The organism is Streptomyces sp. NPDC006259 (assembly GCF_042870975.1).
GTDB lineage: Bacteria > Actinomycetota > Actinomycetes > Streptomycetales > Streptomycetaceae > Streptomyces.
The window spans coordinates 590,012-609,386 of record NZ_JBIAHY010000003.1 but is presented as its reverse complement, the minus strand read 5'-3'; the positions used below and the strand labels follow the sequence as shown (position 1 = coordinate 609,386).

Below are 19,375 nucleotides of genomic sequence, written 5' to 3'. Positions count from 1 at the left end.
TGGCTCACCTCCGGGGGAGCAGCACATTGCGGTGCCATTCGAAGAATGCAGGCAGGACGGAACGAAGGACACGGAAAGCCGATATTCCACCGCGGACCGTGCCGATCCGGACGAGTTCATGTTCAGGAGCGTCCACGACCACCCGGACGGCCGCAACGGGGCGGGGGCCCGCGCGGACGGCGCTCAGCAGCGTGGCCGCGGACTCCATGTCCACGGCGATCGCGCCGGTGGCGAGCAGGTCGGACCGCTCCGGCCCGCGCACCACGTGGTCGGAGCCGGTCAGGGGGCCGGTGTGGACGGTGCGCCCGGGCAGCGTGCGCACGAGTTCCTTGACGAGCAGGTCGGTGTTCACGCACGGCACGGTGCCGAGCGGGTCGCGGGTCTCCTCGGCGACCACCAGGTCGCCGGGGTGCATGCCGGGGGCCAGTCCGGCACAGAAACCGGTGGCGAGCACGGCCGCCCCGCCGAGCACCGGGTCGGCCAGGACCCGGCTGACGGAGCGCTCGGCCGCCCTGGGCCCCATGCCGGTGCGCAGCACGGTCACCGGCCCGCCGGCCCCGCCGCGGTCGCCCATGCGCAGGGCGAGGTGCTCGATGCCGAGCGCGCAGGCGATCAGCAGCGGGGCGGAGGCGGGCGGCGTGTTCATCAGCTCCCCTCGGCCTCGACGGCAACCGGCGCCTTCGGGGCGAGAGGCTCGCCGTGGACGTACCGGCCGAGCGCGGTCAGCGGGAAGACCTGCCGGTACAGGTGGTAGTTGATGGAGAAGTCCCAGGGGAAGCCCGTGCCGGTGAACTGCGGCTCGTCCCAGGAACCGTCCTCGCGCTGGGTCTCGGCGAGCCAGGCGACGCCCCGTTCGACGGCCCTGGAGTCCTTCTCCCCGGCCGCCAGCAGCGCCATCAGCGCCCAGGCGGTCTGGGAGGCGGTCGAGGCGCCCCGGCCGCTCCAGCGGGTGGGGTCCTGGTAGGAGCGCAGGTCCTCGCCCCAGCCGCCGTCGTCGTTCTGGACGCGTTCCAGCCAGGCGACCGCCCGCCGGATCGCCGGGTGCCGGGTGGGCAGTCCGGCGGCGGTGAGCGCGGGCACCACCGAGCCGGTGCCGTAGAGGTAGTTGACGCCCCAGCGGCCGAACCACGAGCCCTCCGGCTCCTGTTCGGCGAGCAGCCAGGCGATGCCGCGCCGGGTGCGCGGATCGTGCGAGAGGCCTTCGAACGCGAGCATCTCGACGACGTGCGCGGTGACGTCCGCCGACGGCGGGTCGATGACCTCGCCGAAGTCGCAGAACGGCAGCCGGTTGGGGAAGGGGCTGGTGTTGTCGACGTCGAAGGCGCCCCAGGCGCCGTTCTTCGACTGCATGCCGAGGTTCCAGCGCACCCCGCGTCCGATGGCGTTCTCCACCCGCTCCGGGTCGTGGTGGCGGACCCGGCGCAGCGCCAGGACCACCTCGGCGGTGTCGTCGATGTCCGGGTAGTTGTCGTTGTGGAACTCGAACGCCCATCCCCCCGGCGGGAGGTGGGGACGTCGTACGGACCAGTCGCCGGGCCGCACGATCTGCTCGCCCAGCATCCAGTCGGCCGCCTTGACCAGTTGGGGGTGGTCGGCCGGCACCCCCGCGTCGGCCAGCGCGATGGTGGCCAGGCAGGTGTCCCACACCGGTGACTGGCAGGCCTCGATCATGCGGGCCCCGTCCTCGCGCCACAGCGCGTACCGGTCCAGCGACTTCAGGCCCTCCCGCATCACGGGGTGTTCGAGGTCGTAGCCGAGCAGGTACAGGGCGATGACCGAGTACACGGCCGGCGGCTGGATGCCGCCCCAGCAGCCGTCGTTCTCCTGCCGTTCGATGATCCAGCGGGCGGCGGAGTTCAGGGCGGCCTTGCGCAGCCGGCGCACGGCGACCGTGCGGTAGCCGCGCACGACCTTGTCCAGCCGCTGGAACAGCCCGTCCCAACTGGCCACGGGCGCCAGTGGCCTGGGCGGGTTGGGCACGGCCGGGTCGGTGTGCAGCTCGTCCAGGGGGAACGGCGCCGGACGCACCGGGCGCTTGGCCGAGACGACGGTGAGCGGCACGATGGTCTGCCGGGCCCAGCAGCCGAAGTTGTAGATGCTGAGCGGGAACCACTTCGGGAAGTACATGAGTTCCGGCGGGAGTTCGGGCAGGTCGTCCCACTTCCACCAGCCGAACAGCGCCAGCCAGATCCGGGTGAAGACCCGCGCGGCGGCGATCCCGCCCCGGTCGCGGACCCAGGCGGAGGCCCTCGCCATGTGCGGCGCGTCGGGCTCGTCCCCGGCCAGCCGCAGGGCGACGTAGGCCTCGACGGTGGCGGAGAGGTCGCCGGGGCCGCCGTAGAAGGTGGCCCAGGCACCGTCCTCGCGCTGCTCGCCGCGGATGAAGAGGGCGGCGGCGTGCGTCGTCGGCTCGTCGAGGATGCCCAGGAACTGACGGAGCAGCAGGTCCTCGGCGTCCATGGTGACGTTCGTCTCGAGGTCGCCCTTCCACCAGCCCTCGACGTCCTGCCGGGCGAGCAGGAAGTCGGTCGCGCGCCGCATCGCGCGCTGGGCGGCTTCTTGTACCCCGGCCGCCACGGGGATGTCGATACGGATTTCGCTGGCCGCGGCAGCGCGGGGCGGCAGGGCCGCCCCGGTGCTTCCGTCGGTCGTCGCTGTCATGGCTTCCCCTTCGTGCAGTGTGCATGTCGTTGCGTCTGCTGTGGGTCCGCCGTCGGCCGGTGCGTCTCTTCCCGCGTCACCGGCCGGCGACTACGCGAGGGCTATTCGACCGATAGTGATCATCTCTTTCGTACGACGACGAAGTCGGCGAGCGCCGTGAACTGTTCGCGCACCCGCTCGGGCATGGGGACGGCGGTCAGGGCCTCGATGGCGATGGCGTGCTGACGGCGTGCCTCCTCGGCGGTCCACTCCCGGCCGCCCGCCTCCTCGATGAGCGCGGCGCGGGCCGCGAACTCCTCCTCCGAGAAGTCCTCGAAGTCGCCGCGCTTGGCGTCGGCGGCGAGCATCTCCCCGAGCCGCTCGGAGGCGGGGCCGCCGGCGTCGAGCGCGGCCACGACCGGCAGGGACTTCTTGCGCTGGCGCAGATCGCTCCAGGTCTGCTTGCCGGTGGCCTCCGGGTCGCCCCAGATGCCGAGGAGGTCGTCGACGGCCTGGAAGGCCAGGCCGAGGTGGTGGCCGTACCGCTCCAGCGTGTCGGCGGTGTGCGCGTCCGCGCCGCCGAGCACCGCGCCGACGGAGCTGGCGCAGGCCAGCAGGGCGCCGGTCTTGTTGCCCTCCATCTCCAGGCACTCCTCGACGCTGACGCGGTCGCGGTGCTCGTAGGAGATGTCCTGGGCCTGCCCGTCGATCAGGGCGCGGGTGGCGGTGGTCAGCCGGCGGGCGGCCCGGCCCGCCTCGACCGTGCCGAGTTCGAGAAGGACCTCGTTGGCCAGGGCGAACAGGGCGTCGCCGACCAGGATGGCCTGGGCGGGACCGTGCACCTTCCAGACGGTGTCGCGGTGGCGGCGCTGCTCGTCGCCGTCCATCAGGTCGTCGTGCAGGAGCGAGAAGTTGTGGACCAGTTCGACGGCGACCGCGCCGGGCACGCCCACCTCGGGCGCGGCACCGGTGACCTCGGCGGAGAGCACCGCGAGCGCGGGACGTACGGCCTTGCCGCCGTCCCCGTCGGTCGGATTGCCCTGGGCGTCGATCCAGCCGAAGTGGTAGGCGGCGACCGTGTCCATGGGTGACACCAGGCGGTCGACGGCCGCGCGCAGCACCGGTGTGGCCAGGGTCCGGCCGCGCTCCAGCAGCGCGGTCACGTCCACCGCGGTCCTCCGAGCGGCCGTCTCGGCCGGGGGCACAGTGGGCACAGTTTCTCCTCTTGTCGCGGTACCGGAGGGGGTGCGGGGGTGTGCCGGGCCGTGCTGATCGAACGTCACCGGGTGCCACCTCGCAGGGGAACACCCGGGCCCTCCGGTTCTCGGCCGGCACTCCGGCCCGTGGCGCGGCCGCCGTCGGACGCGGCGTCCCCCGGGACGATGCGGTGGGCCGCCTCCTCGAACGCGAAGAGGCGGCGGGGGCGGGGCCGGCCGAGGGCGCCGAGGGCGGCGTCCGCCGCGCTCACGCCACTGCGCACCGCGCTCTCCATGGTCGCGGGCCACCCGGTGGCGGTCCACGCCCCGGCCAGGTACAGGCCGGGTGACTTGGTGCGGGCGCCGGGCCTGAGCCGTCCGACGCCGGGGGCGGGAGCGAAGGTGGCCGTGCGCTCCCGGGTCACGAAGAAGTCGCGCACCGTGGCGCCGCGGGTGCCCGGCAGCAGCCGCTCCAGTTCGGGCAGGTAGCGCGCGCGCAGGGCGGCGACGGGCGCGTCGATGTCGTCCCGCGCGGCGGACTGCGACAGGGCGAGGTACTGGCCCTCGCGCAGTCCTGAGGCGTCGGTGCGGTCGAACACCCACTGCACGGGGGTGCCGAGCGCGGCGAAGAAGGGGACGTCGAGCACCTTGCGGTCGTAGACGACGTGCACGTTCAGGATCGGCGCCGTCCCGATCTCCAGGAGCCGCTCGGGGGCGTCCAGCGCCCCGTCCGGCAGCAGGTCGTGCGCCTCGCGCTGCGGTACGGCGAGCACGACGGCGTCCGCGCGCAGCGTCTCGCCGGGGACCTGGACCGTCCAGGTGCCGTGCTCGTCGGCGGAGATCCCGGTGACGCGGGTACGGACCTCGGTGCGCACGCCCGCGGCGTCGAGCGCCTCGCGGGCCAGCCGGTCGTGCAGGTCGCCCAGCGGGACGCGGGCCCAGCCAATGTCGGCGGCGCCCGGGTCGGACAGCAGACCGGTCTTGAACACCATCGCGGCGAGCGCCAGGGAGGTGTCGCCCGCCACCGCGTTGAGGGTGGCGACCCCGACCAGGTCCCACAGGGCCTCGACGGCCCGCGCCGACTGGCCGTGCGCGGTCAGCCAGCTGCCGAAGTCCTGGGCGTCCAGGGCCGGATCCGCGAGGTCGAGTCCCTTGAGCGCGAGCGCGGCCCGGCCGACCCTGGCGCGGTCGGCGAGCGAGAGGTGGGGATAGGTGGCGAGGCTGCGCCCCAGGTGCAGGGGGACCGGCAGCGCGTCGCGCCGCAGCCTGCCGAGCCGTCGCCCCTCGGGCCTGGCGAGGTCGACGACGGGCACGTCGAGACGGTTCTGGAGCGGTGCCAGCGCCGCGCCCTCGATGCGGTCGAGGAACCAGCGGTAGGCGGTGCAGCAGCGCAGGTAGACGTGCTGACCGTTGTCGACGGTGAGCCCGCCGCGCTGGAAGGAGAAGGCCAGGCCGCCGAGCCGGGGCCGGCCCTCGAGCAGGGTGACGCGGACGCCGGCGTCGGCGAGCGCGAGCGCGGCGGTGATGCCGGCGAGCCCGCCGCCGATCACGACGGCGTCCCGCCCGGAGGTCTCCGCGCTGCCGGAGCGCGGTTCGTCGCTCATCGTGCACCCTTCTCTGCGCGCCCACCGTGACCGTGGAACTCCGCACGGCCGATCGTCGCAGTCAGGGACGCCGCGCCGCGGCGCGGGGTTGCCCGCCGTTCGCCGCCGGCGGCGTCCCCCTGGTCCGCTCCGTCACCCCGTGGGTCCATCAGAGCTGCCTCCTGCCGGCCAGCCGGGACACATGGCGGGTGTCCAGACCGGAGAGTCCGCGGACGGCGACGTACGCCTTCTCCCGGCCCGGCAGGGAGACCCGGCCGCGCAGGACGGCCTCGGGGTCGCGTTCGATGCGGTCGAGGAGGCGGCGGTAGATGCCGGCCATCGCGGCCACGCAGGCGCCGCTGCGGCGGTCGAGCAGCGGGAGCAGCCGGTAGCCCTCGGCGAAGAGGGCGCGGGCCCGCCGCACCTCGAAGTGCACGAGGCCCGCGAAGTCGGAGCCCTCCGGCGGCGTCGGCCCGTCGAACCCGGCCGAGCAGCCGAACTTGGCGAGGTCGTCGGCGGGCAGGTAGACGCGCCCGCCGACGGCGTCCTCGCGGACGTCCCGCAGGATGTTGGTCAGCTGGAGGGCGAGGCCGAGGGTGTCGGCGTACTCCGGCGCCCGTTCGGCGCCGCGCGCCGCCGGTTCCGTGCCGAACACGCCGAGGGAGAGCCTCCCGATGGCACCCGCCACACAGCGGCAGTACGTCTTCAGGTCGTCCCAGGTCTCGTAGGTCTCGCCGCGGACGTCCATCAGGACGCCGTCGATCAGCTCGTCCAGGCCGCCGAGCGGGATCGGGAAGGTCTTCGCCGCGTGCGCGAGGGCGACCGCGACGGGGTCGGTGTCGTCCTCCGCGACCTCGCCGGCGCGGACCCGGGTGAGCAGCGCCCGCGTGTCCTCCAGCCGGGCGCCCTTGACCTCGGCGTCCAGCGCGCCGTCGCCGATGTCGTCGACGCGGCGCGAGAACGCGTACAGCGCCGACATCGCGCGCCGCTTGGCGGTGGGCAGCAGCCGGATGCCGTAGGCGAAGTTGCGCGCCTGCTGTCCGGTGACCGTCTCGCAGTAGCCGTAGGCGGCGAGTACCGGTGCGGACACGGGTGGCGGAGAGTCCACGGTCCGGATCACCCCTCTTCTCGCAGGGTCACGCCCACCTCGCGCAGCAGCCGGAGCCTGCCGGGCTTGGGCGGGCCGGGAAGAACGTCGTGCTGGGCGGCGGCGATCGCGTGGAGCGCCGCCCTTCCTCCCGCCACGAAGCCCGCGAGCAGCAGCCTGAGCCTTCCGTGGACGCTACCCACGAGAGGGGCACCCTCATTCAGCAGATCGCGGGCGCGTTCGGCTTCGAAGGCGACCAGGGCGCGCACCGACGCGCCCGCGGTGGCCGCGGCGAGGTCCGCCTCCTGGACGTGGAAACGCCTCATGTCGGTGGCGGGCAGGTAGACACGGTCGCGGCCGAGGTCCTCGGCCACGTCCTGGAGGTGCTCGACGATCTGGAGCGCGGTGCAGATCGCGTCGGAGCGCCGGACGCGCTCGGGGGTCGTGGTGCCGGTGACGGCGAGGACCAGCCGGCCCACCGGGTTGGCGGACAGCTCGCAGTAGGCCAGCAGGTCGTCGTAGGTCTCGTACCGGGTGACGAGCTGGTCCTGGCGGTTGGCGGCGATCAGGCCGAGGAAGGGGTCGGGGGTGAGCGAGCGGCGGCGCACGGTGGGCTGGAGGCGGCGCAGCAGGGGGTGGCGGGGCGTGCCGTCAAAGACGCGCCGCAGGTCGGCCTCGAAGGCGTCGAGGAGGACGAGGCGGTCCTCGGCCTCGTCGGCCGGCACGCCCAGCAGGTGGGCGTCGGCGCCGCCGGGCGCCAGGTCGCCGTCACCGATGTCGTCGACGAGGCGGGCGAAGCCGTACACGGCGACCAGGTCCTCGCGCCAGTCCCGAGGCAGGAAGAACGGGGCCACGGGGAAGTTCTCGCCGGCGGCCTTGGCCAGGGTGCCGCGCTCCGTGTCCGCCATGCTCGGCGCCGTCATCGCGGACTGCCCGGCGCGGGGACGGCGCATGCTGCGTTGAGCTGGGGAGTTTCCGTAGCCATTGCCGTCACATCTCCCGTTCTACACCGACAACCCGACACCCACTATTTCGGACACGCCGCCCGGCCGCCCGCGCGGCGGCGGTGCCCGAGGGTGTCGCGCGTTATCGCCCCACTTGACGCGATTCGGGACCGCTACAGCTTACGTTGTACAACGCGCCGGGGTTCGCGGGGGTGTCCCGCAGATCACAACAACGCACCGATTGGCGTCAAGATTCCTACCAGGGGCAGGAGTTGACGCTTCCTTTGCAGACGCGGGGCCCCGCCGGAAGGTTCCGGCGGGGCCCCGGCGGCACCGGGTCCGGGTCACTTCCCGGTGAACTTCTCGTACTCCCGCAAGACCTCTTCGGTCGGTCCGTCCATGCGCAGTTCACCGCGTTCCAGCCACAGCACGCGGTCGCAGGTGTCGCGGATCGACTTGTTGCTGTGGCTGACCAGGAACACCGTCCCGGCCTGCCGCCGCAGCTCCCGGATGCGTTCCTCGGAGCGCTTGCGGAACTTCGCGTCGCCGGTGGCCAGCGCCTCGTCGATCATGAGGACGTCGTGGTCCTTGGCCGCGGCGATGGAGAACCGCAGGCGGGCCTGCATGCCGGAGGAGTAGGTGCGCATGGGCAGGGTGACGAAGTCGCCCTTCTCGTTGATGCCGGAGAAGTCGACGATCTCCTGGTAGCGCTCCTTGATCTGCTCCCGGGTCATGCCCATGGCGAGACCGCCGAGGACGATGTTGCGTTCGCCGGTGAGGTCGTTCATGAGGGCGGCGTTCACGCCGAGCAGGGAGGGCTGGCCGTCGGTGAAGACCTTGCCGCTCTCCGGCGGCAGCAGGCCGGCGATGGCGCGCAGCAGGGTGGACTTGCCGGAGCCGTTGGAGCCGATCAGGCCGACGGCCTCGCCGCGGTGGGCCACGAAGGAGACGCCGCGCACCGCGTGCACCTTGCGCACGCCCCGCTCCTCGCCGCCGCGCTTGACGATGCGGCTGAGGGCGGCGGTGGCGCTGCCCCTGCCCGTCCGGGCGCCGTTGACGCGGTAGACGATGTGCACGTCGTCGGCGATGACGGTGGGGACCCGGGTGCCCGGCGCCTGCTCAGCCACGGCCGTACCTCTCCTCCGCCTGCCAGAAGTAGACGAAGCCGCCGATCGCGAACAGCGCGGCCCAGCCGCCGGCGACCACCCACACGTGCTCGGGCAGGTTCTCGGCGCCGTACTCGTCGATGAGGGCGAAGCGCATCAGGTCCATGTAGATGGCGGCCGGGTTCCACTGCAGCACGTTGGCCACCCACTGCGGCTTCTCGGCGAGGAAGACGGGGATGGAGAACATGACACCGGAGGCGTACATCCAGGTCCGCATCACGAACGGCATCAGCTGCGCCAGGTCCGGGGTCTTCGCGCCGGCCCGCGCGAACACCAGCGCCAGACCGGTGTTGAAGCAGAACTGGAGCGCCAGCACCGGGACGATCAGAGCCCAGGAGGCGTCCGGGTAACTGCCGAAGCCGATCACCACCAGGAACAGCACGATCATCGAGTACAGCAGCTGCTGGAGCTGCTGGAGCGCGAAGGAGATCGGCAGCGAGGCCCGCGGGAAGTGCAGGGCGCGGACCAGGCCGAGGTTGCCGGAGATGGCCCGGACCCCGCTCATCACCGAGGACTGGGTGAAGGTGAAGACGAACACGCCCGTGACGAGGAACGGGATGTACACCTCCTTGTCCATGCCGCGGCTGGCGTTGAGGATCACGCCGAAGATCATGAAGTACACGGCGGCGTTCAGCAGCGGCGTGGCCACCTGCCACAGCTGGCCCAGCTTGGCCTGGCTGTACTGCGCGGTCAGCTTCGCCTGGGAAAAGGCCAGGATGAAGTGACGACGCCCCCAGAGCTGGCGGACGTACTCCCGCAGCGAAGGCCGGGCACCGCTCACGGCCAACCCGTACTTGGCGGCCAGCTGTGCCGCCGTGAGGCCCTCGTCGGGCGACGGCGGCGCGCTCACCGCGACTCCGCCGTCATGCGTTGTCTCACTCACCAGTAGGAAACCTTCGTCTTCGGGATGCGCGGCCTGAACCGGGCCGGCACGTGCCGGGGGGCCGCGGAACGGCCCGGGGCCCTCGGGGACGAGCTTGTCAGATGACGGGAGGCCGGCCCAGTCGGGTCAGCCGCCACACCGTACGCCACTTCATGGGGCGGCGCGGTCCGCAGGACGTGGTCCACCCTTCCCGGAAACCACCGAACCACGCCTTCAGCGCCGGGCGCGAGGGGCGGCGCACCAGGGTGAGCAGCAGCCAGACGCCGAGGTAGACCGGGACGAGGGGCGCAGGGAGGTTCCGCCGGGCCAGCCAGACCCGGTTGCGGGCGACCATGCGGTGGTAGACCGCGTGCCGCGAGGGCGCGGTCGTCGGGTGGTGCAGCACCATGTCGGCCCGGTAGTCGATCATCCAGCCCGCGTCGAGGGCCCGCCATGCCAGGTCGGTCTCCTCGTGGGCGTAGAAGAACGCGTCCGGGAGCCCGCCGACCTCGGCGAGGACCTGGGTGCGCACCGCGTTGGCGCCGCCGAGGAAGGTGGTGACGCGGGAGGAGCGCATCGGGTCCGAGGCGCGCAGCCGGGGCACGTGGCGGCGCTGGGTGACCCCGGTCTCGGGGTCGGCGATGCGGAAGCTGATGATGCCCAGCTCGGGGTCGGCCGCGAAGGCCTCGCGGCACAGCCGGGCGGTGTCGTGCCGGGCGAGCAGACCGTCGTCGTCGAGGAACAGCAGGATGTCGACGTCGCGGCCGCTGGGCCCGAAGGCCTCCGTGCCGACGTTGCGGCCGCCGGGGATGCCGAGGTTCTCCGGCAGCTCGACGGTGCGCACGTGCGCGGCGAACTCGGCGACGTCCGGGACCGGGGAGCCGTTGCCCACCACGACGACCTCGACCGGGTCGCCGTCCTGCTTGGCGATCGAGTCGATCAGGGCGCGCAGTTCCTCGGGGCGGTTGCCCATGGTGATGATCACCGCGCCGACCTTCACGGGGGCGCTCACCGCAGCCTGCTCGACGCGAGGATGGACACCAGGTGCAGCACCGTCTGGAGCAGCGCGATACCGGCCAGTACGGCGACCCCGAGCCGGGAGAAGAAGAGGTCGCCGCGCGTCTGGTCCACGATCGCCAGGACCAGGATGAGCAGCGAGGCCTCGATCCCCAGGACCAGGCGGTGGAACTTGAGCGCGGCGGCGGCCCGGCGGGCCAGCGCCATGCCGGAGGAGCGCGGCTCGGACGCCGTCTCCTTGACCGGCGGCAGTCCGCCCTGGTGGCGGGCGACGCCGACGAGGTCGGTCTCCGCCTTGATCAGGATCGCGCCGAGCGCGGCCAGCGTGCCGAGGAAGGCCCACAGCCAGTCGATGCGTCCGGTGCCCCACAGGTCGGCGGCGCGCAGGCCGAAGCCGACGAGCACGGCCGCGTCGGTCAGATAGGCGCCGACCCGGTCCAGGTAGACGCCGCCGAGGGAGTACTGCTTCTTCCAGCGGGCGATCTCGCCGTCGACGCAGTCCAGCAGCAGGTACATCTGGACGCAGACCACGCCGAGCACCGCGCCCGCGATCCCCGGCACCAGCAGGGCCGGGGCCGCGAGCACGCCGAAGACGGTCATCAGGTACGTGAGCTGGTTGGGCGTGACCCTGGTGTTGACCAGGTAGCGGTCGACCCGCAGGGACACCTCACGCATGTAGAGGCGTCCCATCCAGTGCTCACCGCTGCGCCGGTCCTTCACCCCCGGGGGGTGGACGACCGGTCTGAGTTCAGCTACCGATGGCCTTGACATAGTCGGCGTAGGTGTCCTTGATCTGTTCGGTCTTGAGGTCGAGGTGTTCGAGGATCGTGTAGCGGCCGGGGCGGGTCTGCGGGGCGTACTCCACGACCTTGACGAACTCCTCCGTCGTGAAGCCGATGTCGTCGGGCAGCACCGGCAGCCCGTGCCGTCGCAGCACCTCGGCCATGTACGCCGACTCCTCGTGGGCGCCGCGCAGGTACATCGCGAAGGCCGCGCCCAGTCCGCACTGCTCGCCGTGGGCGGCGGCGCGCCTCGGGTAGAGCAGGTCGAAGGCGTGGTTGATCTCGTGGCAGGCGCCGGAGGACGGGCGGGAGTCGCCGGACACCGACATCGCGATGCCGCTGAGGACGAGCGCCTCGGCGAGCACCTGGAGGAAGCCGGTGTCGCCGATGCCGCCCGGGTGCCTGAGGACCGCCTCGCCGGCCTGCCGGGCGATCGCGGCGGCGAGGCCGTCGATCTTCTCGCCCTTGACGCGGTGGGCGAGTTCCCAGTCGGCGATCGCGGAGATGTTGGAGACGGCGTCACCGATGCCGGCCCGTACGTAGCGCACCGGCGCGTCGCGGATGACGTCCAGGTCGATCACGACGGCGATCGGGTTGGGCACCCCGTAGGAGCCGCGGCCCGCGTCGTTGTCGAGGGTGGCGACCGGCGAGCACAGGCCGTCGTGCGCGAGGTTCGTCGGTACGGCCACGAGCGGCAGGCCGACGCGTGCCGCGGCGAACTTGGCGCAATCGATGATCTTGCCGCCGCCCAGGCCCACGACGGCGTCGTAGTGGCCGGCCTTTATGTCACCGGCGAGCTGCACGGCGTCGTCGAGGGTGCCGCCGCCGACCTCGTACCAGGTGGCGCCGGGCAGGGCGGGGGTGAGGCGCTCGCGCAGCCGGGCGCCCGAGCCGCCGCTCACGGCGATCGCGAGCTTGCCGGAGTGCGAGATGCGCTCGTCGGCGAGGACCCCCACGAGGTCGTCGAGGGCACCCGGACGGATGTCGACGACGACCGGGGAGGGGATCAGCCGGGTCAGTACTGGCATGCGATCTCCCGTCCACGGGCGAGGTCGTCGTGGTTGTCGATCTCGACCCAGCTGACGTCGCCGATCGGGGCCACGTCGATCCGGAAGCCGCGGTTCACCAGTTCCTGGTAGCCGTGCTCGTAGAACTGCTGGGGGTCGGTCTCCCAGACGGTCTTCAGCGCGTCGGCCAGTTCGGGGGCGGCGTCGCCCTCGATGAGGGTGACGCCGATGTACTCGCCGGTGGCCTCGGCGGGGTCCATCAGCTTGGTGATCTTCGTCATGCCCTTGGCGGGGTCGACGACGACCTTCATCTCCTCGTCCGCGAGCGACTTCACGGTGTCGAGGGCGAGGATGATCCTCTTGCCGTCGCCGCGGGCGGCGAGCAGGGTCCTCTCCACGGAGACCGGGTGCACGGTGTCGCCGTTGGCGAGGATCACCCCGTCCTTGAGGGCGTCACGCCCGCACCACAGGGAGTAGGCGTTGTTCCACTCCTCGGCCTTGTCGTTGTCGATGAGGGTCAGCTTGAGGCCGTACTTCGCCTCCAGGGCCGCCTTGCGCTCGTACACGGCCTCCTTGCGGTAGCCGACGATGACCGCGACCTCGGTCAGACCGATCTCGGCGAAGTTGCCGAGGGTCAGGTCCAGCACCGTGGGCTCGCCCTCTATGCCCGCGGGCCCCACCGGCACCAGAGCCTTGGGAAGGCTGTCGGTGTAGGGGCGCAGACGCCGTCCGGCGCCGGCCGCCAGCACGAGGCCGATCATGCGGGTTCTCCTTCATCGTGTACGGACGGGGCGCCTGCCCGGTGGGCGGCGACCCAGAAGCGGATGCTCTCGAAGAGCACCACGAGGGCGACGGCCACGGCCAGGACCGTGAGCGCGACCGTGAACTGCCGGGCGGTGAGCACGGCGGCCAGTACGGCCACGAGCAGCGTCCGCCCCTCCTGCCCCCCGACGGCGCGCACCAGCCAGGCCGGCGGCGCTCCGGCGTTGCCGCGGATGCGGTACACCGTGTCGTAGTGATGGTAGGCGACGGCGGCGACCAGCCCGAAAGCCGCCGGCAGCGCCCCGTCCACGTCCGCCTTGGCCGCGAGGAGCAGCACCGTGCCGTACTCGGCGGCGCGGAACAGCGGCGGGACGAGCCAGTCGAGGGCCCCCTTGAGGGGGTGGGTGACGGCTTCGGCGGCCAGCAGGACGTAGGCGCCGGCCGCCGGCACGACCCACCAGCCCGGTCCCCACAGCCAGGCCGCGAGCGTGACCATGACGGCGCCGGCGGCGGCACTGAGGGTCGCCGTCGGACGCGGATCGCCGGGCAGGAACCGGACCAGCAGGCCGGCCGCCGGCCCGCTGTCGGCGAGGTCGGCGAGAGCCTGCGCCGCCCGGTCCGTGCGGCGCGCCCTGCGGGTGAGGGAGCGCAGGACGCGGCCCGCCGTGGTGTAGGTCGCGGCGAAGGCGCAGCCGACGAGCAGGACGTAGAAGGTGACGCGCGGGGTGGTGGCCGCGGTGAGGACGGCGATCATGGCCCATCGTTCGCCGATGGGCAGCACTATCATCCGGCGCGCCCAGACCGTCCAGCCGACGCTGTCCAGCTTGCCGGAGAGGGCGGCGGTGGGGCTGGTGCTGGCGGCCGTGCTGTCGGCGTTCGCCTCGTTGAAGGAGAAGTCCACGACGTGCCGGCAGGTCTGGAGGACCATCGCGCCGAGGGCCAGCGCCCACACGTCGTCGCCGCCGCGGGCGGCGCCGAGGGCGAGACCCGCGTAGTAGGCGTACTCCTTGGCCCGGTCGAAGGTGGCGTCGAGCCAGGCGCCGAGGGTGGAGTACTGCAAGGAGTAGCGGGCGAGCTGACCGTCGGTGCAGTCCAGGACGAAGGAGAGGAGGAGGAGCAGTCCGGCGGCGACGTACCCGACGCGGGTGCCGGTGGCCGCGCAGCCCGCCGCGATCAGCGCGGTGATCAGCGAGGCGGTGGTGACCTGGTTGGGGGTCATGCCCCGGCGGGCGCACCAGCGGGCGAGGTAGCGCGAGTAGGGGCTGATGCAGAACGTGGTGAAGAAGCCGTCGCGGGCCTTCACCGCCGACTTCAGGCGTACGGCCTCGTCGTCGACGGCGCCGACGGCCTGCCGTGCCTCGTTGCGGGCCTGCGGGTCGGCGGGGACGGCGGCGACCAGGCTGCCCAGCTCGGGGCGGTGGACCTCGCTGCCGTCGGCGTCGAGGGCGGTGACGATGCGGTCGGCGAGGCTGTCCACGGCGAGCGCGGTGCCGCCGGTCGCGGAGGTCTCGCGGGCCATGGCGCGGGTCAGGGCCCGGCGGCCGGCCGGCTGCGCGGTGACGGCGCCCGGCACCGCGGCGAGCGGGAAGCGGGGGTCGGTCAGGCCGAGGCGCAGCGCGTGCCGGTGGCCCACGAAGCGGGTGTCGACGACGGCGACCCGCTCCTCACCCGGGACGGCGGCGAGCAGCGTCTCCGCGTCGGCGGCATCGGCGGCGGTGCGGACGTCGAAGCCGAGGGACCGCAGGTCTGCCTCGATCGACGAACCGGGGACCGGCTGACCGGTGAGGATGGCGGTCGACAACCGAACTCACTCCCTGGGTCCCGGCGTGTGCGCGCCGGTCTTCTGCGTGGTGGGCTGTGCAGGGCGGACGCCCCTGGACGGCACCGGTGACGGCACCGGGCGCGCGGCATTCGGCAGAGGCTATCGGATGCCGGGAAGGCCGTGTTCACCGGCCGTTCAGGTCCGATCCACGCGGCCCGGACCGGCCTTCGCCGAGATCATCATGGGCGATCGGCGGCCCCGTCGACAAACCGCGCTCCCGCACGGCAGACATCCGGGACATTGCGCACGGACCCGGGGCCTCGGCATAGGGTGGGCGGCCATGACGTGGCTGATCACCGGCGGGGCCGGATACATAGGGGCACATGTGGCGCGGGCCATGACCGGCGCCGGCGAGCGCGTCGTCGTGCTGGACGACCTGTCGGCCGGTGTCCCCGGACGGCTGCCGGCGAAGGTGCCGTTCGTGGCGGGCTCGGCGTTCGACGCCGGCCTGGTCGAGCGGGTCCTGGCCGAGCACGCGGTGACCGGGGTGGTGCACCTGGCGGCGCGCAAGCAGGTCGCCGAGTCGGTGGCGCGGCCCACGCACTACTACCGGGAGAACGTCGGAGGTCTGGCCACGCTGCTGGAGGCGGTCGCCGGGGCCGGTGTCCGGCGGTTCGTGTTCTCCTCGTCGGCGGCCGTCTACGGCAACCCGGACGTGGACCTCATCACGGAGGACACCCCCTGCGCCCCCGTCAACCCGTACGGCGAGACCAAGCTCGCCGGGGAGTGGCTGGTGCGGGCGGCGGGCGAGGCGCACGGCATCGCGACGACCTGCCTGCGCTACTTCAACGTGGCCGGGGCGGCCGCGCCGGAGCTGGCCGACACCGGGGTCTTCAACATCGTCCCGATGGTCTTCGACCGGCTCACCCGCGACGAGGCCCCGCGGATCTTCGGTGACGACTATCCGACGCCCGACGGCACCTGTGTGCGGGACTACATCCACGTGGCCGACCTGGCCGAGGCGCATCTCGCGGCGGCCCGGCGGCTCACCGCGCCGGATGCCGGCGGCGATCTGACGGTGAACATCGGCCGCGGCGAGGGCGTCTCGGTGCGCGAGCTGGTCACGCTGATCGGCGAGGTCACCGGCGACGGCCGGCCGGCCGTCGTCGAGGGGCGACGCCCCGGTGACGCGCCGCGCGCGGTGGCGTCGGCGGCGCTGGCCGCCCGGGAACTGGGCTGGAGCGCCTCGCGGGGGATGCGCGAGATGGTCGCGTCGGCCTGGCGGGGCTGGCAGTCGCACCACGGCGGATGAGCGGTCGGCAGGCGCCTGACCTGCGGTTCGTTTCCGCAGGTCAGGGCATATGACAACGGTGTTCAGTGCCGCGTTGCCGGATACCCCCCACCCGTAGTTGACTGGGATCCCGGGCGGATCACAGGAGGCTGTTTCTCATGGGGGCAGGGCACGATCACGGCCACACGCACGCGCCGGCCACCGGCACGGCGGCGGCGGCGTACCGGGGCAGACTGCGCGCCGCGCTGTCGATCACGCTGACCGTCATGGTGGTGGAGATCGTCGGTGGCCTGCTCGCCGACTCCCTCGCGCTGATCGCGGACGCCGCGCACATGGCGACCGACGCGCTCGGCCTGGGCATGGCGCTGCTCGCCATCCACTTCGCGAGCCGCCCGCCGACCGGGAACCGCACCTTCGGGTACGCCCGTGCCGAGATCCTGGCCGCCCTCGCCAACTGTCTGCTGCTGCTCGGCGTGGGCGGCTACGTCGTCTACGAGGCCGTCCAGCGGTTCTTCACGCCGGCCCCGACCGAGGGCTCCCTGATGATCCTCTTCGGCGGGATCGGCCTGGTCGCCAACATGGTCTCCCTGACGCTGCTGATGCGTGGGCAGGCGGACAGCCTCAACGTGCGGGGCGCGTTCCTCGAGGTGGCGGCGGACGCGCTGGGCTCGGTCGCGGTGCTGCTGTCGGCGGTGGTGATCCTGACGACGGGCTGGCAGGCGGCCGACCCGGTCGCCTCGCTCGTCATCGGCCTGATGATCGTGCCGCGCACCGTGAAGCTGCTGCGCGAGACGCTGGACGTGCTGCTCGAGGCGGCCCCGAAGGGCGTCGACATGGCGGAGGTCCGCACCCACATGGTCGCCCTGGACGGCGTGGAGGACGTGCACGACCTCCACGCCTGGACGATCACCTCCGGGATGCCGGTGCTGTCGGCGCACGTGGTGGTGCGCTCCGACGTGCTGGACGCGATCGGCCACGAGAAGATGCTGCACGAACTCCAGGGCTGCCTGGGCGATCACTTCGACGTGGCGCACTGCACCTTCCAGCTGGAGCCCAGCGGGCACGCGGAGCACGAGGCGCGGCTGTGCCACTGAGCGCCCGCCCTGCACGGTGTTCGCACATGCGTTCCGGACGGTTCCGCGCCCGCGGTGCCGGGCAAGATCACCCACCGGGGCCCGTTTCCGGTGACGGAGTGGCGACGGCCGCGGTCGCGCCGTGCGGCGGGACATGCGGGCGTTCGCGGGGAAGTGCCGGAAGCGCCGTGCGCGTACGGCAGACTGGGGCGCGAGGACGATGTTAAGGATGGGTATGCCGATCACACCTGCCACCGCGACGAACGGCTCGTCGAGCGGCACCGCGGACCCGATTTTGCTGGAACTGGTCGATGAGGACGGCGTGACCATCGGCACCGCGGAGAAGCTCGCGGCCCATCGGGCGCCGGGGCGGCTGCACCGGGCGTTCTCCGTGTTCCTCTTCGACGAGCGGGGCCGGCTGCTGCTCCAGCAGCGGGCGCTCGGCAAGTACCACTCCCCCGGCGTCTGGTCCAACACCTGCTGCGGTCACCCCTACCCGGGTGAGGCGCCGTTCGCGGCGGCCGCGCGGCGGACCTTCGAGGAGCTGGGGGTGTCCCCCTCGCTGATGGCGGAGGCGGGCACGGTCCGCTACAACCACCCGGACCCGGCCTCGGGTCTGGTGGAGCAGGAGTACAACCACCTGTTCGTGGGGATGGTGCAGTCCGCGCTGCGGCCGGACCCGGAGGAGGTCGGTGACACGGCCTTCGTGACGGCCGCCGAGCTGGCGGAGCGGCATGCGAAGGACGGGTTCTCCTCCTGGTTCATGACCGTGCTGGACGCGGCCAGGCCGGCGGTGCGGGAGCTGACGGGTCCCTCGGCCGGCTGGTGAACCAGCGGTGGGCGAGCTAGCGGAGTCCCGCGGGCTTGAGCGGCAGGGCGGCCCAGATCACCTTGCCGCCGCCCGCGGTGTGTTCGACGTCGCAGGCCCCGCCGGCCTCGCGGGTGATCTCCCGCACCAGCAGCAGGCCCCTCCCGCCGGTCCGGCCGTGGTCGGTCTCCAGGGCGGTCGGGCGGTAGGGGTGGTTGTCCTCCACCGACACCCGCACCCACTCGGCCCCGACGGCCACCTCCACCGCGAGCATCGGCGACAGCAGTGCCGCGTGCCGTACGGCGTTGGTCACCAGCTCGGAGACGATCAGCAGCAGGCCCTGGACCAGGTCGTCCGAGGCGGGCACCCCCTGCCGGTACAGCAGGTCCCGCACGGCGTGTCTGGCCTGCGGGACCGAGACGTCCTCGGCGGGGGCGGTGAACCGCCAGACACCCTCGTAGGGCAGCGGCCGCGGCGGCCGTCGCGGCACTCTGTCGTCCGGTGAGGCCTCCGACGTCTCGGGAGGTGCTCCCGCTTCGCCCTCGGGGCGTGGGCCGGGCCCGCGCCCGTGGTTCTCCATCGTCCGGTCGCCGTCCTTGCGCTCGATTGTCACCACACGTCGAGTGTTGGTAACACCGCGCTTCCGGCCGGATACCTGAACAGAAGTCAGCGAATATCGAGCGCTTCCGACCGCCCAGGACCGTCCGTGCCGGAGACCCGACCGCTTCTGTGACGTCCGTGCCACCTTCGCGCACTATTCGGGTTGTACGCGTTGGGCGGTGCCCCCGCCCGGTTCGTCCCCCGCGTCGGCCTCCCCGGCCATGCGGTCGGTGACCATGCCCACGATGCGCCTGCCCCCGAAGCCGGTGGCCACCAGCCCGAGCCCGTCGAAGAGCAGGGCGAGGGAGAAGAAGCAGCCGATGACGTACTGGCTGCTGCTCGGCCAGTCGATCAGCACCAGGATGCCGAGCAGCAGGTCGAAGGCGCCCAGCATGAGTGTCCAGCCGAACTGCGGGCCCCGCACGACCATGCTGCCGACCAGCCGGAAGAGACCGCCGGTGAGGAACAGCAGGGCGGCGAACATGGTGAGCGCGGCGGCGGCCTCGTCGGGTTTGCGGACGATCACGACTCCGGCGGCGATGTTCAGGGCGGCCACGATCACACCCAGCCAGAAGAAGTTGGTGCCGCGGGCCTGGATCGCGTGCAGCAGGCCGACGACGCCGCCGATCAGCAGCAGCCAGCCGAACAGCAGCATCGAGGTCAGGGTGGCGACACCGGTGTAGACGAGCCCGACGAGCCCGGCCACCACCAGGATCACCCCGAGCACGGCGAGCCAGCTGAGATCCCTGCGGAGCTTCGCCGTCCCGCCCCGGGGCCGGGTGGACGTGTCCATGG

19 protein-coding genes are annotated in these 19,375 nt (G+C 72.7%); 3 read left to right on the top strand and 16 right to left on the bottom strand.

Features of this window, described 5'->3' with window-relative positions; genetic code table 11:
• Positions 1-4: 4 nt before the first annotated feature.
• From ACFYO5_RS14090 to ACFYO5_RS14025, 14 genes are all read right to left on the bottom strand, one after another.
• Positions 5-646: a 1-hydroxy-2-methyl-2-butenyl 4-diphosphate reductase gene (locus ACFYO5_RS14090; protein ID WP_388708256.1), complete on the bottom strand. Its 642-nt coding sequence runs from the start codon at positions 644-646 to the stop codon at positions 5-7.
• On the bottom strand, positions 646-2,661 hold the full coding sequence (gene shc / locus ACFYO5_RS14085; RefSeq protein WP_388708253.1) for a squalene--hopene cyclase: 2,016 nt from the start codon (positions 2,659-2,661) through the stop codon (positions 646-648). The genes ACFYO5_RS14090 and shc overlap by 1 nt, the downstream gene beginning before the upstream one ends.
• 119 nt (positions 2,662-2,780) lie before the next feature.
• Positions 2,781-3,845, bottom strand: coding sequence for a polyprenyl synthetase family protein (locus ACFYO5_RS14080; RefSeq protein WP_356566717.1), 1,065 nt, complete (start codon positions 3,843-3,845; stop codon positions 2,781-2,783).
• 74 nt (positions 3,846-3,919) lie between these two features.
• Entirely contained in the window at positions 3,920-5,440 is a 1,521-nt protein-coding gene (gene hpnE / locus ACFYO5_RS14075; protein ID WP_388708250.1) for a hydroxysqualene dehydroxylase HpnE, read from the bottom strand.
• A complete protein-coding gene (locus ACFYO5_RS14070) occupies positions 5,437-5,589 on the bottom strand; it encodes a DUF6380 family protein (protein WP_388708248.1) in 153 nt (50 codons plus the stop codon). The genes hpnE and ACFYO5_RS14070 overlap by 4 nt, the downstream gene beginning before the upstream one ends.
• Positions 5,589-6,539, bottom strand: a complete 951-nt coding sequence (gene hpnD / locus ACFYO5_RS14065) for a presqualene diphosphate synthase HpnD (RefSeq protein ID WP_356566482.1) — start codon at positions 6,537-6,539, stop codon at positions 5,589-5,591. Before hpnD ends, ACFYO5_RS14070 begins: the two co-directional genes overlap by 1 nt.
• The gene (hpnC, locus tag ACFYO5_RS14060; protein WP_388709233.1) at positions 6,536-7,429 is read right to left on the bottom strand and encodes a squalene synthase HpnC; all 894 of its coding nucleotides are present in this window, start codon (positions 7,427-7,429) and stop codon (positions 6,536-6,538) included. The genes hpnD and hpnC overlap by 4 nt, the downstream gene beginning before the upstream one ends.
• Positions 7,430-7,794: 365 nt before the next feature.
• Positions 7,795-8,577, bottom strand: coding sequence for an ABC transporter ATP-binding protein (locus ACFYO5_RS14055; protein WP_356566478.1), 783 nt, complete (start codon positions 8,575-8,577; stop codon positions 7,795-7,797).
• On the bottom strand, positions 8,570-9,499 hold the full coding sequence (locus ACFYO5_RS14050; RefSeq protein WP_356566476.1) for an ABC transporter permease: 930 nt from the start codon (positions 9,497-9,499) through the stop codon (positions 8,570-8,572). Before ACFYO5_RS14050 ends, ACFYO5_RS14055 begins: the two co-directional genes overlap by 8 nt.
• A 97-nt stretch (positions 9,500-9,596) precedes the next feature.
• Positions 9,597-10,490: a glycosyltransferase gene (locus ACFYO5_RS14045; protein ID WP_356566474.1), complete on the bottom strand. Its 894-nt coding sequence runs from the start codon at positions 10,488-10,490 to the stop codon at positions 9,597-9,599.
• Positions 10,487-11,266, bottom strand: coding sequence for a CDP-alcohol phosphatidyltransferase family protein (locus ACFYO5_RS14040; RefSeq protein ID WP_388708244.1), 780 nt, complete (start codon positions 11,264-11,266; stop codon positions 10,487-10,489). Before ACFYO5_RS14040 ends, ACFYO5_RS14045 begins: the two co-directional genes overlap by 4 nt.
• Positions 11,244-12,305 carry an iron-containing alcohol dehydrogenase family protein gene (locus ACFYO5_RS14035; RefSeq protein ID WP_388708241.1) on the bottom strand — a complete coding sequence of 354 codons (1,062 nt, stop codon included), beginning with the start codon at positions 12,303-12,305 and terminating at the stop codon, positions 11,244-11,246. The genes ACFYO5_RS14040 and ACFYO5_RS14035 overlap by 23 nt, the downstream gene beginning before the upstream one ends.
• Entirely contained in the window at positions 12,293-13,045 is a 753-nt protein-coding gene (locus tag ACFYO5_RS14030) for a sugar phosphate nucleotidyltransferase (RefSeq protein ID WP_388708239.1), read from the bottom strand. Before ACFYO5_RS14030 ends, ACFYO5_RS14035 begins: the two co-directional genes overlap by 13 nt.
• Positions 13,042-14,847: a DUF5941 domain-containing protein gene (locus ACFYO5_RS14025; RefSeq protein ID WP_356566467.1), complete on the bottom strand. Its 1,806-nt coding sequence runs from the start codon at positions 14,845-14,847 to the stop codon at positions 13,042-13,044. The genes ACFYO5_RS14030 and ACFYO5_RS14025 overlap by 4 nt, the downstream gene beginning before the upstream one ends.
• Before the next feature lie 301 nt (positions 14,848-15,148).
• On the opposite strand from ACFYO5_RS14025, the gene galE reads away from it, so the two are divergent.
• The 3 genes from galE (at position 15,149) to idi (ending at position 18,001) form a co-directional block, all read left to right on the top strand.
• Positions 15,149-16,120, top strand: a complete 972-nt coding sequence (gene galE / locus ACFYO5_RS14020) for a UDP-glucose 4-epimerase GalE (RefSeq protein ID WP_388708237.1) — start codon at positions 15,149-15,151, stop codon at positions 16,118-16,120.
• Between the two features lie 137 nt (positions 16,121-16,257).
• The gene (locus ACFYO5_RS14015; protein WP_356566463.1) at positions 16,258-17,193 is read left to right on the top strand and encodes a cation diffusion facilitator family transporter; all 936 of its coding nucleotides are present in this window, start codon (positions 16,258-16,260) and stop codon (positions 17,191-17,193) included.
• Positions 17,194-17,407: 214 nt separating this feature from the next.
• Positions 17,408-18,001, top strand: a complete 594-nt coding sequence (idi, locus tag ACFYO5_RS14010; protein WP_356566461.1) for an isopentenyl-diphosphate Delta-isomerase — start codon at positions 17,408-17,410, stop codon at positions 17,999-18,001.
• Between the two features lie 16 nt (positions 18,002-18,017).
• Here the strand turns inward: idi and ACFYO5_RS14005 are convergent, their stop codons facing one another.
• The gene (locus ACFYO5_RS14005; RefSeq protein WP_388709231.1) at positions 18,018-18,560 is read right to left on the bottom strand and encodes an ATP-binding protein; all 543 of its coding nucleotides are present in this window, start codon (positions 18,558-18,560) and stop codon (positions 18,018-18,020) included.
• A gap of 174 nt (positions 18,561-18,734) precedes the next feature.
• Positions 18,735-19,373, bottom strand: coding sequence for an HdeD family acid-resistance protein (locus tag ACFYO5_RS14000; RefSeq protein ID WP_388708234.1), 639 nt, complete (start codon positions 19,371-19,373; stop codon positions 18,735-18,737).
• Positions 19,374-19,375 lie beyond the last annotated feature (2 nt).

Excerpts from the sequence above, each read along its gene's own strand:
- galE (WP_388708237.1), top strand. The coding sequence starts at position 15,149 with ATGACGTGGCTGATCACCGGCGGGGCCGGATACATAGGGGCACATGTG.
- ACFYO5_RS14035 (WP_388708241.1), bottom strand. The coding sequence starts at position 12,305 with ATGCCAGTACTGACCCGGCTGATCCCCTCCCCGGTCGTCGTCGACATC.
- shc (WP_388708253.1), bottom strand. The coding sequence starts at position 2,661 with ATGACAGCGACGACCGACGGAAGCACCGGGGCGGCCCTGCCGCCCCGC.
- idi (WP_356566461.1), top strand. The coding sequence starts at position 17,408 with ATGCCGATCACACCTGCCACCGCGACGAACGGCTCGTCGAGCGGCACC.
- hpnE (WP_388708250.1), bottom strand. The coding sequence starts at position 5,440 with ATGAGCGACGAACCGCGCTCCGGCAGCGCGGAGACCTCCGGGCGGGAC.
- ACFYO5_RS14090 (WP_388708256.1), bottom strand. The coding sequence starts at position 646 with ATGAACACGCCGCCCGCCTCCGCCCCGCTGCTGATCGCCTGCGCGCTC.
- ACFYO5_RS14070 (WP_388708248.1), bottom strand. The coding sequence starts at position 5,589 with ATGGACCCACGGGGTGACGGAGCGGACCAGGGGGACGCCGCCGGCGGC.
- hpnC (WP_388709233.1), bottom strand. The coding sequence starts at position 7,429 with ATGACGGCGCCGAGCATGGCGGACACGGAGCGCGGCACCCTGGCCAAG.
- ACFYO5_RS14005 (WP_388709231.1), bottom strand. The coding sequence starts at position 18,560 with ATGGAGAACCACGGGCGCGGGCCCGGCCCACGCCCCGAGGGCGAAGCG.
- ACFYO5_RS14015 (WP_356566463.1), top strand. The coding sequence starts at position 16,258 with ATGGGGGCAGGGCACGATCACGGCCACACGCACGCGCCGGCCACCGGC.
- ACFYO5_RS14030 (WP_388708239.1), bottom strand. The coding sequence starts at position 13,045 with ATGATCGGCCTCGTGCTGGCGGCCGGCGCCGGACGGCGTCTGCGCCCC.
- ACFYO5_RS14040 (WP_388708244.1), bottom strand. The coding sequence starts at position 11,266 with ATGTCAAGGCCATCGGTAGCTGAACTCAGACCGGTCGTCCACCCCCCG.
- ACFYO5_RS14000 (WP_388708234.1), bottom strand. The coding sequence starts at position 19,373 with ATGGACACGTCCACCCGGCCCCGGGGCGGGACGGCGAAGCTCCGCAGG.